13 protein-coding genes are annotated in these 17,630 nt (G+C 66.0%); 6 read left to right on the top strand and 7 right to left on the bottom strand.

From position 1 onward, the window contains the following. Positions 1-39 precede the first annotated feature (39 nt). Both fsrB and ACTEK7_RS03050 read right to left on the bottom strand, forming a co-directional pair. The gene (fsrB, locus tag ACTEK7_RS03045) at positions 40-1,332 is read right to left on the bottom strand and encodes a siderophore utilization protein FsrB (protein ID WP_036039542.1); all 1,293 of its coding nucleotides are present in this window, start codon (positions 1,330-1,332) and stop codon (positions 40-42) included. A gap of 212 nt (positions 1,333-1,544) precedes the next feature. Continuing rightward, positions 1,545-2,420 carry a helix-turn-helix domain-containing protein gene (locus ACTEK7_RS03050; protein ID WP_225112881.1) on the bottom strand — a complete coding sequence of 292 codons (876 nt, stop codon included), beginning with the start codon at positions 2,418-2,420 and terminating at the stop codon, positions 1,545-1,547. Positions 2,421-2,675: 255 nt separating this feature from the next. Here ACTEK7_RS03050 and ACTEK7_RS03055 point away from each other — a divergent pair, with 255 nt between their 5' ends. The 5 genes from ACTEK7_RS03055 to ACTEK7_RS03075 all read left to right on the top strand — a co-directional run bounded on the left by ACTEK7_RS03055 (position 2,676) and on the right by ACTEK7_RS03075 (position 8,708). Next, positions 2,676-3,890 carry an amino acid ABC transporter substrate-binding protein gene (locus ACTEK7_RS03055; protein WP_225112880.1) on the top strand — a complete coding sequence of 405 codons (1,215 nt, stop codon included), beginning with the start codon at positions 2,676-2,678 and terminating at the stop codon, positions 3,888-3,890. Between the two features lie 64 nt (positions 3,891-3,954). Further along, complete coding sequence (locus ACTEK7_RS03060) at positions 3,955-4,830, top strand: branched-chain amino acid ABC transporter permease (protein ID WP_109143775.1); 876 nt, start codon at positions 3,955-3,957, stop codon at positions 4,828-4,830. Further along, complete coding sequence (locus ACTEK7_RS03065; protein WP_225147964.1) at positions 4,827-6,497, top strand: branched-chain amino acid ABC transporter ATP-binding protein/permease; 1,671 nt, start codon at positions 4,827-4,829, stop codon at positions 6,495-6,497. Before ACTEK7_RS03060 ends, ACTEK7_RS03065 begins: the two co-directional genes overlap by 4 nt. Further along, positions 6,490-7,221: an ABC transporter ATP-binding protein gene (locus ACTEK7_RS03070; protein WP_036028046.1), complete on the top strand. Its 732-nt coding sequence runs from the start codon at positions 6,490-6,492 to the stop codon at positions 7,219-7,221. Before ACTEK7_RS03065 ends, ACTEK7_RS03070 begins: the two co-directional genes overlap by 8 nt. Before the next feature lie 35 nt (positions 7,222-7,256). Further along, positions 7,257-8,708, top strand: a complete 1,452-nt coding sequence (locus ACTEK7_RS03075) for an aldehyde dehydrogenase (RefSeq protein ID WP_225112878.1) — start codon at positions 7,257-7,259, stop codon at positions 8,706-8,708. Between the two features lie 54 nt (positions 8,709-8,762). On the opposite strand, the gene ACTEK7_RS03080 is transcribed toward ACTEK7_RS03075, so the two are convergent. From ACTEK7_RS03080 to ACTEK7_RS03090, 3 genes are all read right to left on the bottom strand, one after another. After that, positions 8,763-11,003: a TonB-dependent siderophore receptor gene (locus ACTEK7_RS03080; protein WP_225147963.1), complete on the bottom strand. Its 2,241-nt coding sequence runs from the start codon at positions 11,001-11,003 to the stop codon at positions 8,763-8,765. A gap of 326 nt (positions 11,004-11,329) precedes the next feature. Continuing rightward, positions 11,330-13,318, bottom strand: a complete 1,989-nt coding sequence (locus ACTEK7_RS03085; protein WP_225147962.1) for a primary-amine oxidase — start codon at positions 13,316-13,318, stop codon at positions 11,330-11,332. A gap of 15 nt (positions 13,319-13,333) precedes the next feature. Continuing rightward, positions 13,334-14,524, bottom strand: coding sequence for a serine hydrolase domain-containing protein (locus ACTEK7_RS03090; RefSeq protein WP_225140860.1), 1,191 nt, complete (start codon positions 14,522-14,524; stop codon positions 13,334-13,336). A gap of 182 nt (positions 14,525-14,706) precedes the next feature. On the opposite strand from ACTEK7_RS03090, the gene ACTEK7_RS03095 reads away from it, so the two are divergent. After that, positions 14,707-15,696 carry a helix-turn-helix domain-containing protein gene (locus ACTEK7_RS03095; RefSeq protein ID WP_225147961.1) on the top strand — a complete coding sequence of 330 codons (990 nt, stop codon included), beginning with the start codon at positions 14,707-14,709 and terminating at the stop codon, positions 15,694-15,696. Positions 15,697-15,702: 6 nt separating this feature from the next. Here ACTEK7_RS03095 and ACTEK7_RS03100 read toward each other — a convergent pair whose 3' ends face one another. Then, entirely contained in the window at positions 15,703-16,368 is a 666-nt protein-coding gene (locus ACTEK7_RS03100) for a methionine ABC transporter permease (protein WP_225147960.1), read from the bottom strand. Then, a complete protein-coding gene (locus tag ACTEK7_RS03105) occupies positions 16,358-17,497 on the bottom strand; it encodes a methionine ABC transporter ATP-binding protein (RefSeq protein ID WP_225147959.1) in 1,140 nt (379 codons plus the stop codon). Before ACTEK7_RS03105 ends, ACTEK7_RS03100 begins: the two co-directional genes overlap by 11 nt. Positions 17,498-17,630 lie beyond the last annotated feature (133 nt).

Consider the following 17,630-nt stretch of genomic DNA (forward strand, 5'->3'; position numbering starts at 1 on the left):
CGCGTGCCAAGGTTCATCCATTGGCGGAACGCGGGTGCCCTACTCTGCCGGCGTCAGTTGCTCCCGGTTCAGCCGCACGGCCGCCGTCTCCCGCACGCGAACGCGGGCGCGGCGCTTGCGCCACCAGATCACGACGCCGGTGACAGAGAGCGCGGCGACCACGAGGCCCATCACCGAGATCAGGATACGCCCGAACAGTCCGACGATGCGCCCCGAATGCAGCGGAAACTGCGCCTGCACGAAGATGTCGGCGGCGGTGCCGACCCAGGGCAGCCGCTCGCCAATGGGGCGGCCGTCCTCGCTGTCGTAATAGAGCTGCGCCGGGCCGACGCCGCCGGCACCGTGATCGTCGCCGGGATGGAAGAACGCGGCGGCGTAGACGCCATGGGCCGGGCCGTAGCTGAGCGCGCCGACCGGGGTGGTCCAGCCTCGCGCCTTGCCGTCGGCGGCCGCGCGGGCAGCAATCTCGGCGAAGGTCATCTTGGGCTCGATCGGATTATCGAGATCGCGATAGGGCCGCTGCTCATAGGGTGTCGGGGTGTAGTTCGACACCATCTTCATCAGCGGCGAGAACACCTCGAAGTAGAGGTTCAGCGAAAACGCGGTGAAGGCGATGATGAACAGTACGCCCCACGTCCACAGGCTGAATGCGCGGTGGATGTCGAAATTGATCCGGTAGGCGCTGCCCGAGGTCTTGATGGTCCAGGCCGGCGCCCAGCGCGCCCAGAAGCCGCGCTCGAGCTGGCGCGTGACCTCAGGCGCCCGCGCGGCCTTGGCGCGCCGGCGCGAGGGCAGCGTCAGATAGAACCCGACGAAGCAATCGATGGTCCAGATGATGGCGATGATGCCGAGCACGCGCATGCCCCAGCGGTCGCTGCCCCAGAATTCCGGGATGTGCATCGTGTAGTGCAGCTTGTACAGAAACGAGACGAAGTTTTCCCGCGTGACGGGCCAGACCGCGCCCCAATAGCGCCGGCCGAGCTCCGCACCGGTGTTGGGATCAAGAAAGACCTGGTTGTAGTCGAGCGGGTAACGCTTGCCGGTCGCGGGGTCGATTCGCGGCATGACGAAGAACCACAGCGAGTGGCCCTGCTCCGGCGTCATGAAGAGGTAGACGACGCGCGCGCGGGGATCGCGCTGCTCGATCATCTTGGCAAGCTCGAGCGAGGGAATGGCCGGGCCCTTCGTCGAGACATCGAACAGATGGCTGTTCAGGACGTCGTCGAGCTCGTGATCCCAAGAGATGATCGCGCCGGTGATGCCGGAGAAGAACAGGAAGGCGGCCGTCAGCAGTCCCGCCCAGCGATGCAGTTTGCCGAATATCGCTCTCATCGCTCAGATCTCATTCCCACTGGGCCCGGCCCCTCATTTGCCGGACCGCTTTTCGATTGGACTCGCCGCCGGCAGTTCAGCCGGTGGGCCTTCGGCCTAACGCAGGGACAGTTGCAGTGCGAGAGGTCCGACATTAGAATTTATCGAGACTGGCCAATAAGCTGCGCGACAAAGCGTCCATGCGTGATCGGGTGTCGACGCAGCCGCGTGCGTTACGGCCAATCGGCAAAATTCAGCGTCGGTCTCGATCGCCCCGCTCTCGCGCGTGCCGCAACGCGCCGACGCCATACGCCCGGTGCCTCGCCGGTGTGCTTGCGGAAAAAGCGGCTGAAATAGGCGGTGTCCGTGAAGCCCAGCGCAAATGCGATCTGCTTGACGGCGATGGTTCCAGCCTCCAGCCGCGTCGCCGCTTCCCTGACGAGGCGCTGCTGAATCAGCTCGCTCGGCGAGCGCTTCAGCTCGCGGCTGCACAGCGCGTGCAGGCGATCCGGCGTGGTGCCGAGTAGCCTGGCGTAATCGCTGACGCGCAAGTGCTGTTGATAGCGCTCCTCGAGCAGCCTGCGGAACCGGCTCAGGATCTCGGTGCTGCTGCTCTCCTCGTTGCGGTTCCCATCGCCAGCGAACAGGCGCCAGAATCGCAGCACGCACAGCGTCAGCTCCGCCGACATGATCGACGCTGCACTACTGCGTGCGGGCGAGGCGATCTCGGCGGCGATCGCCGCGATCGAACGCGCGAACGTGGCCGCGAGATCGGCCTCGACCTGCAACGCCAGGATGCCGCCTGCGCCCTCGAGCGCGAGATAGGCCGCCTCCGCCGACGGCGGGAGATAGCGATGCCAGATACCGGCGCGCAATTGCAGCAGCTGCGCCGTCGTGCCTGCCGACACCTCCAGATAGTCGGCGGATCCCGCCGGGAGCCAGACCAGCGCGGATCCGACCGTCCGCATGGTCCTGCCGGCCTGACCGATCTCAGCGGTCCCGCCGCCGGGAAGGCAGAGCAGATGAATGAACGGACGGGCCGCTTTCGAGGTCAGCGTCCATCGCCGCGCGACGTAGTGCGCCGCGATCAGCTCGGCGCCCACAGGCACAGCCCCACTCGGGGCGGTTGCCGGTGCCGGATCTGGGCCCGCGACGCCTCGACGCACTTGGCCACCGAGACCAGAACCGTCCAATCTTTCACCGGATTTGTCCATTGTGCGAGCAAAGCTTGGGATGCTTGCTAGGTCAAGTCCCGGTGGCGGCCGGCTCAATGATGCCGCCCTAGAGAAAGTTGGGATCAAGAGGAAACGACCACTCACTGCGATGCCGACCATCGCTTGAGTGCAACAGGAGGGAGACACGATATGTTTTCAGCGAACCGTCGAACGTTGCTGCGCGTCGTTGGCCTTGCGGCTCTGGCCGGAACGCTGGGGACGTCCTCGGCCGATGCGCAGGAGAAGATCCGGATCGGCTACGCCATTTCCAAGACCGGTCCTTATGCCGGCGGCGCCGGCATCACCACCCTGCCCAACTATGAGCTGTGGGTGAAGGACGTGAATGCCGCCGGCGGCATCAAGCTCGGCGATAAGACGCTGCCGATCGAGGTGGTCGAATATGACGACCGCAGCAGCTCGGAAGAAGCCGTCAAGGCGATCGAGCGCCTCGCCAACCAGGACAAGGTCGATTTCATTCTTTCGCCGTGGGGCACGGGCCTCAATCTCGCGGTCGGCCCGACTCTGAACCGTCTGGGCTACCCTCACCTCGCGGTCACGTCAGTGACCGACAAGGCGCCGGAGCTTGCCAAGCGCTGGTCGAACGCGACGTTCTGGCTCGGGACGTCGGCCCAGATATCCGAGGGGCTCGCCGATCTGCTCGGCAAGCTGAAGAGCGAAGGCAAGATCGGGGCGAACATCGCGATGGTCAGCATCGCCGACCAGTTCGGCATCGAGCTGTCCGCCGCGGGCCGCGAGGCCTTCAAGAAGCACGGCTTCAAGCTCGGCTATGACAAGACCTATCCGATGGGCACGCAGGATCTCCAGCCTCTGTTGAAGGATGCGATCGCGTCGAACCCGGATGCGTTCGTCGCCTTCAGCTATCCGCCGGATACGATCGCGCTGACCGAGCAGGCGCAGCTGTTGAAGTTCAACCCGAAGGTTTTCTATGTCGGCGTCGGCACCGCGTTCCCGCTCTACAAGGGCAAGTTTGCCGCCAACAGCGACGGCGTGATGGGCATCGGCGGTTGGAATGCCGAGTCTCCGCAGCTGAAGGAGTATCTGGCGCGCCACAAGGCCACGACCGGCAAGGAGCCCGATCGCTGGGCGAGCTCGATCACCTATGCGAGCCTGCAGGTGCTCCAGCAGGCGATCGAAAAGGTCGGCAAGCTGGATCGCACCGCTGTCGCGGCGGAAATCCGTGCGGGCACATTCGAGACCATCATTGGCAAGGTCAAGCTGAAGGACGGGCTGCTGCAGGAGGTCTGGAGCGTCGGACAGTGGCAGAACGGCGAGTTCTACGCCCTCGCGCCAACCTCGCTGACGGGCGCGCGCGCCGCGGTCGTGCCCAAGCCGCAGTGGCAGTAAGGCTGGTTGGCAGGCCTTGCGTCGGCGAGGCCTGCCTGCCGTCCGCTCAAGGGGACGCCGCTTCATGTTGCTCGTCGACATCATCCTGCCGGGCCTCGTGCTCGGCGGCATGTACGCGCTGATCGCGCTCGGGCTGACGCTGCAATATGGCGTGGCGCGGATCATGAACCTCTCCTATGGAGAGTCGCTGGTCGCGGCCGCCTTCGGCGCGTTCTCGCTCTACGGCGGCCTTGGGCTGAGCCCGCTCGCGGCGCTGCTGCTGGCGGTCCCGGTCGCGATGGTGCTGAACTGGCTGCTATATCGCTTCCTGCTGGAACGGCTGATGCGGCGCGGCAAGGACCGGGGCGCACAGGAGATCGACAGCATCCTCGTCACCTTCGGCGTTCTGTTCGTGATCCAGGGCGCCATGCTGGTCGCCTTTGGCGGCCAGTACTACAGCTACAGCTATCTCTCCATTCCGCTGACGATCATGGGCTCGACGCTTGCCGTCAATCGGCTCGTCGCGCTGCTGTTCGCGGCGCTGGTCGGCGGCGCCGTCTATCTCGCCCTCACCCGCACCCGGATCGGCACTGCGGTACGCGCCATCGCCGTCGATGCCAACGCCGCGCGTCTCGTCGGCATCGACGTCGCGGCCCTGTCGGGGCTGGCGTTTGCCTTCGGCGGCGGCCTCGTCGCCGTCGGCGGTGTGCTGATCAGCATGTTCCTCACCTTCAATGCCGCGATGGGCGTGGTCTTCACGATGAAGGCGCTGGTCGTCGTCATCATGGGCGGTGTCGGCAACGTCATCGGCGCGCTGGTCGCCGGGCTGCTGCTTGGTGTGGTCGAGACCGCGGTGGCGCGGCTGGTCGATCCCGGTCTGACGCTGGCTGCGACCTACGCACTGTTTCTCGGCGTGCTCGTGATCAAGCCCACCGGCCTGTTCGGCAGGGCGGCGTCATGACGGGGCCCGTCCGCATTCTGCTGTGGTGCGCCGGCCTCGCCCTCGCCGCATGCCTCGTCACCTATCCGCTCTATGCCAACGGCTATTATCTCGCGCTCGGCATCAGCGTGCTCTATTTCACGATCCTGGCGACCGCGTGGGCGATGTTCTCGGGCCCGACGCGCTACATCTCGCTTGCAACGGTCGCGTTCTTCGGGCTCGGCGCTTACACGGCTGCGGTGCTCGGCGAGACCATGCCTTGGCCGGTCGTGCTGCTGGCCGCAGCCGGCGTGGGCGCACTCACCGCCGCAATCACCGGGCTTTCGACGCTGCGGCTGTCCGGAATCTATTTCGTGATCTTCTCCTTCGGCCTGGCCGAGCTGATCCGGCAGCTCGTGATCTGGTACGAGGTCAACATCCACAAGTCGGTCGGCCGCTATCTCTTCAGTGCGGTGACGCAGGACGTTCTCTACTGGCAGCTCCTCGGTTTGACCACGATCGTCTTCCTGGTGGGGTGGATGCTCGGGCGCTCGCGCTACGGGCTGGCCCTGCGCGCCATCGGCGCCGACGAGACCGCGGCGAGCCATTCCGGCATCGATGCCACGCGGATCAAGCTCGGCGTCTTCATTCTGAGCGCGACCCTCATGGCGGTGACCGGCGCGGTGATGGCGCCACGCTGGACCTATATCGATCCGGCCATTGCGTTCAATCCGACCATCTCGTTCCAGGTCGTGATCATGGCCCTGCTGGGCGGCGCGGGCTCGCTGTTCGGGCCCGTGCTGGGCGTCATTCCCCTGGTCCTGCTGTTCGAGGTGCTGACGGCGACGCTGCCCAACCATTTCAGCATCGTGCTCGGCGTCATCTTCGTGTTCATCGTGATGGTGTTGCCGAACGGCGTGATCGGCCTGTTCGGGGCGGGCCGCTGGCGTGTTCCGGCCGGCGGTCCCGCCGCCGCGCCCGCCCGCGCGGGCGATGCACCGCTGCTCGCGGTCGACGGCGTCAGCAAATCGTTCAGCGGACTACGCGCCGTCGACGGTGTCAGCTTCACAGTCACGCCGGGCGAGATCATCGGCATCATCGGCCCGAACGGATCCGGCAAGACGACGCTGTTGAATACGCTGTCCGGGGCGCTGCGGCCCTCCTCGGGCACGATCCGGCTGGGCGGCATCGTCCTCAACGGTATGCGCGCGCACCAGATCGCGCGCCTTGGCCTTGCGCGCACGTTCCAGCTGGTGCGCGTGATGCCGGACCTGACGGTGGCCGAAAACGTTGCGGCGGCGCGGCTGTTCTCGACGACGAACGGCTCGGGCGCAACGGCAAGCGAGCTGCTGGACCTCGTCGGGCTCGGCAAGCTGCAGGAAACGCCCGCGAGCGAGCTGACCTATATCGACCAGAAGCGGCTCGAGCTTGCCCGCGCGCTGGCGCTGCAGCCGCGCCTCGTGCTGCTCGACGAATGGCTGGCGGGCCTCAACCCGAGCGAGCTCGAGACCGGCATCGCGCTGATCGCGAAATTGCGCGATCGCGGCCTCACCATCATCATGGTCGAGCATGTCATGGATGCGATTCGAGCGCTGTGCAGCCATTGCATCGTCATGAATGCCGGCAGCGTGATCGCGCGCGGCGCGCCGGAGGCCGTGTTGTCCGATCCAAAAGTCGTTGCAGCCTATCTCGGAGGCGACGATGCTTGAGGTCGCCGCCCTCTCCCATTTCTATGGCAAGCACCAGGCTCTCGCCGACATTGCGCTCGCTATTGGGCAAGGCGAGATCGTCGCGATCCTCGGCGCCAACGGCGCCGGCAAGTCCACCTTGCTCAAGAGCATCGCCGGGCTGGTCAAGCCTGCCCCCGGCGCAACGATCCGGTTCGAGGGACATCACATTGGCGAGCTGCCCGCCCACCTGATCGTGGAGCGCGGCATCGCGCTGGTGCCCGAAGGCCGCGGCGTATTCGGCGATTTGACGGTTGCCGAGAATCTGCAGCTCGGCGCCTACCCCGCCCGCGCCCGCGCAGGCGAGGCAGACCGGCTCGCGAGGATCCTGCGACTGTTCCCGCGCCTTGCCGAGCGTATGGCCCAGGCCGTTCGCACCATGAGCGGCGGCGAGCAGCAGATGGTGGCGATCGGCCGGGCGCTGATGTCGAACCCGCTGCTGCTCCTGCTCGATGAGCCTTCGCTCGGCCTGTCGCCCCTGCTCAGCCGCGAAGTGTTCCGTGCACTGGCGGAGATCCGTAGCAGCGGCCTCAGCGTGTTGCTGGTCGAGCAGAATGCGCGGGCGAGCCTCGACATCGCCGACCGTGTCTACCTGATCGAGTCCGGCCGCAACGCCGGCAGCGGGCCGGCCAGTGCGATGAAGAACGATCCGGAGGTCCAGCGCGCCTATCTCGGCAAGGCCCGCGCGGCCCCGTCCCCACCATAATCGCTCAATCCCGCCTGCAACCTTTGGAGTGCATCATGAACGCGATCGACCTTCTCATCGGCGGCAAGGACCAGTCGGCCAGCCATCAGCGTACCTTCCAGCGCCACAACCCGATCTCCGGCGACGTCGCGACGATCGTGGCGGCGGCCTCGATCGACGACGCGATGCGGGCCGCGGACGCTGCGGCCGCCGCCTTCCCGGCCTGGTCGCAGCTTGGCCCGTCCGAGCGCCGCAAGCGGCTCAATGCGGCCGCCGACATCCTCGCACGCCGGGCCGCGGAATTCACCGCGCTGATGGTCGCCGAAACCGGCGCCACCGCGGGCTGGGCCGGATTCAACGTGCACCTGGCCGAAGGCATGTTGCGCGAAGCCGCGGCCATGACGACGCAGATATCCGGCGAGGTCATTCCGACCGACAAGCCCGACAATCTCGCCATGGCGTTTCGCCAGCCGGTTGGCGTCGTGCTCGGCATCGCGCCGTGGAACGCGCCTGTGATCCTCGGCGTGCGCTCGGTCGCGATGCCGCTCGCCTGCGGCAACACCGTGGTCCTGAAGGCGTCCGAGATGAGCCCCGGCGTGCATCGGCTGATCGGAAGCTGCCTGGCCGAGGCCGGCCTCGGCGACGGCGTCGTCAATGTCGTGACCAACGCGCCAGAAGATGCGCAGGCGGTGGTCGAGGCGTTGATCGCCCATCCCGCGATCCGCCGCGTCAACTTCACCGGCTCGACCCGCGTCGGCCGCCTCATCGCACTGGCATGTGCAAAGCACCTGAAGCGCGCGCTGCTGGAACTTGGCGGCAAGGCCCCGCTCGTCATCCTCGACGATGCCGACCTCGACGCCGCCGTGAATGCGGCAGCGTTCGGCGCCTTCATGAACCAGGGGCAGATCTGCATGTCGACCGAGCGGATCGTCGTCGACGACAAGGTGGCGGACGCCTTCATCGCCAAGTTCGCCGCCAAGGCCAGGAGCCTTCCCTTCGGCGATCCACGCAAGGGCAATGTCGTGCTCGGCTCGCTGGTCAGTGACGCCGCCTGCGAGCGCGTCCGGGGCCTGATCGACGATGCCGTCGCCAAGGGCGCCGTGCTCGCTGCCGGCGGCCACGGCAGCGGCACCATCATGCCCGCCACCATCGTCGATCATGTCACGCCGGCGATGCGGATCTATGGCGAGGAGAGCTTTGGTCCGGTCGTGACCGTGGTGCGCGTGAGCGGGGTGGACGAGGCCGTGCGCGTGGCCAATGACACCGAGTACGGCCTCTCCTCGGCCGTGTTCGGCCGCGACATCGCCCGTGCGCTCGGCGTTGCCAGGCGGATCGAGGCGGGCATCTGCCACGTCAACGCCCCGACCGTGCATGACGAGCCTCAGATGCCGTTCGGCGGCACCAAGGCGTCAGGCTACGGCCGCTTCGGTGGCAAGGCCGCCATCGACGAGTTCACCGAGCTGCGCTGGGTCACCGTGCAGACCGGGCCCCGGCACTATCCGTTCTGATCGGGCGGAAGGAACAGGTCCGGCCTCCAAGGCCGGACCGTCCTCGCGTTGTGCTCACCAGCGGTAGGTCAGCCTGGCGATGGCTTTCCGCCCTTCCGCGTAGAAGCAGCCCGACATGCTGTAACATGAGGCGACATAGCGGGTGTCGGCGAGATTGGTGACGTTCAGCGCCAGGCGCCAATTGTCCCTGTTGTAGGCCAGCAGCGCGTCGAGAACGGTCGACGATCCCACCTTGAACGTGTTGGCCTCGTCGCCCCAGGTCGCGCCGACATAGCGGATGCCGCCGCCGAACTGCAGGCCGGCGAGCGGCCCGTTCTGCAGCGTATAGTCGCTCCACAGCGAAGCGCGGTTGAGCGGCACCGTAGTTGGCGCCTTGCCGACATTCACCGGATCCTGCGTGACCATGGCGTCGACATAGGCATAGGCGGCGCGCAGGTTCCAGCCATCGGCGAGCGACATCGTGCCTTCGAGCTCGATGCCGCGCGACTTCACCTGCCCGATCTGTTCGTAAAAGGTGGCCGCGGGCACGTACACAGCGACGTTATCGCGCGTCAGGTCGAAGGCGGCGAAGGTGAACAGCGCGTTCCAGCCGATCGGCTGATACTTGACGCCGACCTCGTATTGGACGCCGGTCTCGGGATTGAGCATTTGTCCGCCAAACCCGGTCGCGAGCAGCGGCAGGAACGATTCCGAGTAGCTGAAATAGGGCGCGATGCCGCTATCGAAATTGTACATCACGGCGGCTCGGCCGGTGAAGGCCGAGGCGTCCTTCGCGGCCGTGGTATTGGCGATACCGTTATCGACCTGCGTGGTCACGAAATCCTGGCGGCCTCCGAGCTGGAACGAGAGCCGGCCGAGCTTGATCTGATCCTGCGCATAGACGCCGACCTGGGACTGCTTGACGCCGGTGTTGTCGTACATGGCGCCAATGGCGTAGTCGTAGCTGTAGTTCGGGTTGAAGACGTTGATCTCGGGGGACGAGGTCGTGACGCTGAAGGCGGTGTCGCGGAAGGAGGTGTTGCGATAGTCGACGCCAACCAGCGTGGTGTGGCTGAGAATGCCGGTGGTGAACTTGCCCTGGAGCTGGTTGTCCACGGCGAACGAGTTGATGTAGGAGTTGCTGTAGCTGCCATAGCGCGCGAGCTGCCCTGCGGCTTCGTTGGTATAGCCGCCGCCATAAAACACCTTCTCCTCGTTGTGCTGATAGGCGTAGCGCAGATTTTGCCGGAACGTGACGTTGTCGGTGAAATTGTGCGCGAGCTGGTAGCCGACGGTTGCGATCTCGGTGTTGAATGCGTCGAAGCCCGGCACGCCCGCGAAGAACGAGACCGGGATGGTGCGGCCGTTGTTCGGCCAAACCGTGCCCGAGGCCGGCAGGAACTGAAGGCCCCACCCTGCCCGGTCCCGCTGATAGTTGGCGAGCAGGGTGATGGTGGTGTCCTCGTTCGGCTTGAAGGTGACGGCGGGCGCGATGAAGACGCGATTGTCCTTGCTGAAATCGACCTGGGTCTCGCCGTCGCGCACGACGCCGGTCAGGCGCCACAGCACCGTGCCTTCCTTGTTGGCGGCGCCCCCCATGTCGAACTGGCCCTGATAGCGGTTGAAGCTGCCACCCGAGATCGAGACCTCGCCGAACTGCTGCGCCGTCGGCAGCTTGGTCACGTAGTTGAGAACGCCGCCTGTGCCGCTGCCGCCATACATCGCGGAGGACGGACCCTTGAGCACCTCGATACGCTCGGCCCCATAGGGCTCGAGGCCATTAAAGTGCACGTAGTTGCTGGAGGGAATCCGCAAGCCGTCGACGAAGAGGCCCGGCATCGTCATGTCGAAGCCGCGGATCTGGAGGCCGCCGAAGCGGGTGTCCGAGCCGCCATTGACGTCGCCGCTGACGCCGGCGGTGTAGCGCAAGGCCTCGCCGATCGAGACCGCGCCCTGGTTTCTGATCTGGTCGGTGGTGATGACCGACACCGACTGCGGCGTTTCGATCAAGGGCGTATCGGTCTTGGTGGCGGTGCCGCTGCGCGTCGCGACGAAACCGCGTACCGGTCCGTTGGCGCGTTCGCTCGTGGCACCGTTCGATGCTGCCGACTGAGTGGGCGCGGCCTGCTGCGCCGGGCCCCGACGATTGGCGCGTGCGGTTCGCGCCGCCGCAGCCCGTCGCGACGACGCAATCGCCGCTGGACGGGTGCGCTGCGTCGGCGCTTCGACGGTGACAGAGGGAATCTGCGTCTGGGCTTGGGCAGAGCCGAAGGGCACGGCGAGAGCGAGTGTGCTGGCCGCACCGAGGAAGAGCATCTGGATTTGTCGGCGGCGCGTGTTCTTACGCGAAGAAGGTTGGAAATCGGTCACGTCTGTTGAGCCCCACGCACTGCCGGCTTTGCCGGTATCGATCTTGATGGCCCGCCCTAACTCAGGCGGTTTCGGAGTGCGATAGGAACGGCGTTAGAATTTCTCCAGACGTGTGCACAGCACGTGCGACGCATGCGCTCATGCGCGCTGCTTCTTTGGGATTGGAATGCTTCTAGAATGTTTCTGTCAGTGTGTCAGGACCCGACCGCGTGCCACGGCCGCGTCGCGCAATCAGTGTTGCGACCAAAGCCAAGGGTGCGAGCGGATGAAGGTCACGTCCGGTCCGCGTGACAACAGGTCGTGCTCTTCTCGCCAGCCAGCACGCTGCGGCTGTTGCGGTCCGGCGGAAGGTCGCCAGCCGCATTCGCCGCAAAGAATCCGGTTGGCTTCAACACGAAGCCGGCATATTCCACCGGCATGATCGGAAAGTCTTCGGGCTTGCAGACATGGGTGTGGCCGAAGGAGTGCCACACCACGATGTCGGCATTCTCGATATTGCGATTCTGCGCGGCATAGCGCGGCAGGCCGTCGCCGCCGGCGTGAACGTTGGGATAGTCGCCGCTGGCATATTTCTCGGCCGGATCGAATGCAGTTACCCAGACATGCTTGGTGGCGAAGCCGCCGCGCTTGCGCACGTAACTACCCTCCTGGGCCAGCATCAGCGGGCTGGGATTGACGACGAACTTGTAGGCCGGTGCACCGCCGACCGAGTTGATCTCGTTCGGATTACTGATCTTCCAGAACCGGCCGGTCTCGCCATTGGCGACCGCTGCGGCGTCGCGCTCGCGCGACAGCACGCGCGTGGTGGTGTCGAACACGTTGCCGTGCGGATTGTCGTCGCCCCAGGGCCGCGGCACGAACTCGTGCTCCGTCACCGTGTTACCGCCGCCGTCGAGATCCATATGCAGGCGGACGTTGAAGAAGTGCTGGTGCGTGGGGCCGCCGAGATTATCGTCGACCATGCCGCCCCATCGGTACTTTTCGCCCGGCCGCACCGCGGCGGTCTGGATGATGCCGGTGAGTTTCGTCTCCAGCTGAATCGTGCCGTCCTGATAGAGATACCAGTAGAAGCCGTAATCGTAATTGCCGACGGTGGCGAAGAACGAGATCACGAGCCGCCGGGATCTCCGCACCTCGAACAGGCCGTTGCGAAACTCGTAGTGCTTCCAGGCAATCCCGTAATCCTCCTCATGCATGCAGATCGCGTTCTGCATGACGAAGGGCTCGCCCTTGTTGTCGGCGGCAGGCACGTCGAAATAGTGGATGTTGCCGAGGCAGTCGCAGCCCAGCTCCAGCGCGTTGGCGAGCATGCCGAGCCCGTATTCGCCGGCATCGAAGGCCGACTTCCAGAAATGGTTCGCGGTCGGATCGGCATAAGGCACCACCATCTCGGTGACGCTGGCGCGGTGGATCAGCGACCGATTTCGCCCGCCGTCCTGGTAGGCGAGCTGATGCAGCACGAGGCCCTCGCGCGGCGTGAAGCCCACGCGGAAGCTCCACTTTTGCCAGTCGACTTTCCAGCCGTCGACCTTGAAGCTCGGCCCTTCCGGCTGCTCGATATGCAGCGGCTTGATGTCGGTGCGCGGGTTTGGCACCTCATGCGCGCCGTAGTTCCGTTTCTTGCGCGGAATCGGCACGATCGGATCTTCATCCGTGAGCTCGATGATCTTGCCCCCGATGAGGTCGACCACAGCGACAACGCCCTCGATCGGATGGGCGTAGCCGTTGTCCTGAAGGTGCTCGCGAAAATAGCTGACGGCCCGCACGATGCGGACGCCGCGCTCGAACGCTTTGTCGAAGAATCCGGAGGAGAACGGGTCGACCTGAACCAGCTCGATGTCCTTGTCGGTCAGCCCGCGCCGAACCATCGCCGCCCGCCAAGCGGGATCGGCCTTCACCACGGCATCGCACTTGAAGAACTCTTCCAGCATCACCGGCGGCTGCCCATAGGGCGCCTCGCGATTCGGCACGACCTTGCGGCCGACGATCTCGCCGCGGCCGAGGTCGACGATATGCTCGATCGCCTCGCCCGTGGCGACGTCGAGCGTCAACGCGAAGGCACGGCGTCCCACCTCGCCTGAAGCCAGCTCCTGCTTGGTCGGCTCCTCCAGCCGCACCGTCGGGAAACGGCAGTTCGCCGCTGAGGCGGCCGCCGCCCGCACCAAAGCGCAAGCCGCGGTGATCTCGTCGGCCGTCAGCGGATCGAGCGGATGCGGTGTCGCGGTCTGCGCTTGCGGTTGGGCTTTGGCGGTTTCAAGCATGAGGACGTCCAAATATCAGGCGAGATGTGCGGTGATGGCGCGGAAGGCAGCAAACCAGCGCTGGTCGATCGACACGTCCATCGCCTTGGGCTGTGTTGCGAGCTTGACGATGACGGTGTCGGAGTCGAGGTCGACATAGAGGTGCTGGCCGTGAATGCCGATCGCGGTGAGCGCGTTGCGCGAAGGATCGATGGTGAACCATTTGCTGCGGTAGCGCGCGCCCGGGAAGAACTCGGCGAGGTCGCCATCGGCCCACGCCTTGGGATCACCGTTCTCGCGGATATCGTCGATCCACCAGCCCGGCACCACCTGCCGGCCCTCGACGACGCCGCGGCAGCGGATCATCTCCCCGAAGCGGACGAGATCGCGCGCGGTGACCGAGATGCCGCCGGCAATGCGGCCCATGCCGTGGCTATCGAGTGTGAGAGAGCCGTCCTCCTCCGCGCCCAGGGGCTGCCAGAGAAACTCGGAGAGAATAAGATGGTAGGGCATCCCGCAGGCGCGTTCATACACCCAGCCGAGCACCTCGGTATTGGGCGAGACGTAGTGGAACACCTTGCCGTGCGGTTTGCCGCTGCCGCGCAGCGTCGTCAGATAAGCGCGCTGATGGCTGGGCTCGACGTCCGGCGGCGGCACGTCCCAACCCGAGGAGAACCGATAGCGCGCGAGGTCGCCGGCGGGGTCCTCGTAATCCTCCTCGAACTTGATGGCGACGGCCATGTCGAGCAGGTTGCGGACGGTGCAGCCGGCGTAGACCGATGTCTCTAGCTCCGGCACGTAGCGCAGCACCCTCGCCTCCGGATCGACCAGGCCGCGCGCGGCCAGCACGCCGCCGAGCGTGCCAGCGATCGCCTTGCTGATCGAGCAGATCAGATGCGGCGTGGTCGCGCTCATGCCGTCGCCGTACCATTCATGGATCAGCGTGCCCTGATGCATCACGAGGAGCGTGTCGGCAAAGGTTTCGCGCAGCGCGCATTCGATCGTGGTCGCTTTGCCATCAGGCCCGGTGAAGCCGAGCTTTGCCAGTTCGCGCGGGGCGCTTCTCATTGGCGTCGGCCGGGCGGAGCGGCGAATCTCTGCGGTCGGCAGCACTTCGCGGGTGTGGGTAAAACCCCAGCGGATCGCGGGAAAGCTGCGCCAATTGGCGCGCGTCACCTGAGCCTCGGGTACGGGCGGGCTGCCGCGCATGACATCGGTCGGTCGCATCTCGATCCCTCCGCGAAGCGCCGTCCCGGCAGCGATGTCGGAACGGCAGGACGGAAGCCTGCACCGCGGCGCTGTCAGGCGTTATCGAGATCCAGCAATATTTTGCTGGACAGCGTCTCTGGCCGTGCCAGTCTGGCGTGGTTCCTGCTCGCTGCTCGGCTCAAGGATTTCGACGTACTGCCATGGCCTTAACGGCAAATCTTCCGATTCAGGACTCGGCTGCGGGCCTGCTCCAGGCGAACAGCACGGATGTCGATGAGCATTGCGCAAGCCTCGGCCGCTGGCGGCTGAGCTACGATCAGATCAGCGCCGGCGCGTTCCGGGGCAGTTTCACGCAACTCTCCTTGCCGCGGCTGGAGGTGTTCTGCGAGATCACCAGCCAGCAGGTCCGCCAATATGGCCAGCTTGGCGCCGACAGTTTTGGCATCGGCCTGCCCTGGCACGGCGATGGCGAGCTCAGCTTCAACGGGACCGGTGCCAGCGGCGCCCGCGTCCTCGCCAGCATCGACGCCGAGATCGACATGTGTACCCCGAAGGCCTTCGAGCTGCGCGGCGTCGTTGCCAGCACGGTGTTGATCGCAGAGCTCGCCGCCCGGCTCGACATCGAGCTGCCGCGCACCGCCTGGCACCGGCTGCAGGTGATCGAAATGGCGGAAGCGCCGGTCGCGCGGCTGCGGGCGCATCTGGCCGCCATTCAAGCGACGATCACGACCGCTCCGGCAACGTTCAACGATCCGGCGGCGAGGCAGGCCCTGGAAGACGCCCTCCTCGTTGAAATCATGGACATGCTGCCGACCGCACGTCCGAGCGATCCCGGCCGCAGTGCGGCGGCTCGGAAGCGAACCGTGGATCGTGCCCGCGAGCTGATGCATGGCAGGGGCGATCGCTCGCTCTCGCTGCTGGAGGTCTGCAAGGCCGTCGGCGCCAGCCCGCGCAAGCTCGGCTATTGCTTCCAGGAGGTTTTGGGCACGAGCCCGATGCACTATTGGCGCGCGATGCGACTGAACCGTGTGCGGCGCGATCTCAAGGGCGCCGGCGGCAACGAGACCTCGGTCTACGACGTCGCGGTGCTGCACGGATTCTGGCACTTCAGCCAGTTCTCGCTCGACTACAAGCGTCACTTCGGCGAGCTGCCCTCGCACACGCTGCGTCGCGCGAGGTGTGCCGCCTGATCGGATTCAGCGATGCCGCAGCCGGCGGTTGACCCGGCGCGCCAGGTAATCGCCGGCGCTCTGGACTATCTGCACCAGTGCGATCAGCACGACCACGACGGCCAGCATCATCTCCGGCATGAAGCGCTGATAGCCGTAGCGGATGCCGAGATCGCCAAGGCCGCCGCCGCCGACTGCGCCGACCATCGCGGAATAGCCGAGCAGGCTGACCACCGCGAGCGTCAGCGCCAGCAGCAGGCCGGGCAGCGCCTCCGGGATCAGGACCTTGAGCACGATCTGGAGCGGCGATGCGCCGAACGAGGACGCGGTCTCGATCAGGCCGCCGTCGACCTCGCGGATCGCAGCCTCGACGAGGCGCGCGATGAACGGCGCCGAGGCGATGGTCAGCGGCACGATAGCGGCGGTCGAGCCGATCGAGGTGCCGGCAACGAGGCGCGTGAACGGGATGATGGCGACGACGAGGATGATGAAGGGCGTCGAGCGCGTCGCATTGACGACGATGCCGAGCACGCGATTGACGATGGGCGCCGCGAACAGCTCGCCTTTGCGGCTGGTGGCCAGGAAGACGCCGAGCGGCAGGCCGAAGGCGGTGCCGAGCAGCGCCGCGATGCCGACCATGTACAGGCTTTCGAAGGTAGCCTGGACGATCAGGTTGATGAGTTCAGGCGACATAGCCGAGACGCTCCGCCGAGAATTGATATTGAGAGAGCCAGGCGAGCGTCCGCGTCACCGCGTCCTCGCCGCCGGGAATGCCGAGCGTGAGCGAGCCCACGTGCTGGCCGCCGATCTCGTCGATGCGCGCAGACAGCAGCGCGACGTCGAGCCCGAGCTCGCGCGCGAGCCGGGCCACCACGGTGTCGCCCGCCCCTGCCCCGCGCACCTGGATCCGGATCACGGCCTGCCCGCCGGCAGGCTGCTTCGAAACGATTCGGCTCTCCAGCGAGACCGGCAGGCTGTCGCCGATCACCTCGGCCAGGAAGGACTGCGTGATCGGATGTCTTGGCTGCGTGAAGATGTCGGCGACGTGACCACTCTCGACGACGCGGCCGGCGTCCAATACCACCACCTCCTTGGCGAGCTGGCGCACCACGGACATCTCATGCGTGATCAGCACGATGGTCACGCCGAGCTCGCGGTTGATGTTCGCAAGCAGATCGAGGATCGCGCGCGTGGTCTGCGGATCGAGTGCCGAGGTCGCCTCGTCCGACAGCAGCACGCTCGGCCGCGTCGCCAGCGCGCGGGCGATGCCGACGCGCTGCTTCTGGCCGCCGGACAGTTCGGAAGGATAGCGGTCGTGCTTGTCGGCGATGCCGACCAGCGCGAGCAGCTCGGCGACGCGGGCCTTGATGTCGGCGTTGGTCCAACCGGCGATCTCAAGCGGCAGCGCGATGTTGTCGGCCGCGGTGCGCGAGGACAGCAGGTTGAAATGCTGAAAGATCATGCCGATCGAGCGCTGCGCCAGCCGCAGCTCGCGGCCGGCCAAGGCCGAGATATCGCGGCCGTCGACGATCACGCGGCCCGTGGTCGGCTTCTCCAGGCCGTTGATCAGCCGGACCAGGCTCGACTTGCCGGCGCCAGAGCGGCCGATCACGCCGGTGATGGAGCCGCGCGGAATGGCGAAGTCGATGTCTTGCAGCGCGTTGACGCCGGGCTTGCCGCGATAGGCCGGATAGGTCTTGGAGATGCCGGCGAAACGAACCATCGCGTCCGGCTCGGCGGGCGCGGGTGAAATCGCTTCGAGCGTTTCGATCGGTCGTCCGATCGCGAGCGATTGGCGGGCATTCATGGAGATGGCCTTCATGCACGATAGCTTGGTCACCCAGATGCCCAGAGCAAATGGGAACCGGTCGCGTCTGCGACGGGGTGAGAATGGCGACGAGGGCTCGATCGAGCGCGCTGCACCGCAGCACGCACCTTCGCTCTTTCTGGTCTTC

It is taken from the genome of Bradyrhizobium sp. JHI2711 (assembly GCF_056156565.1).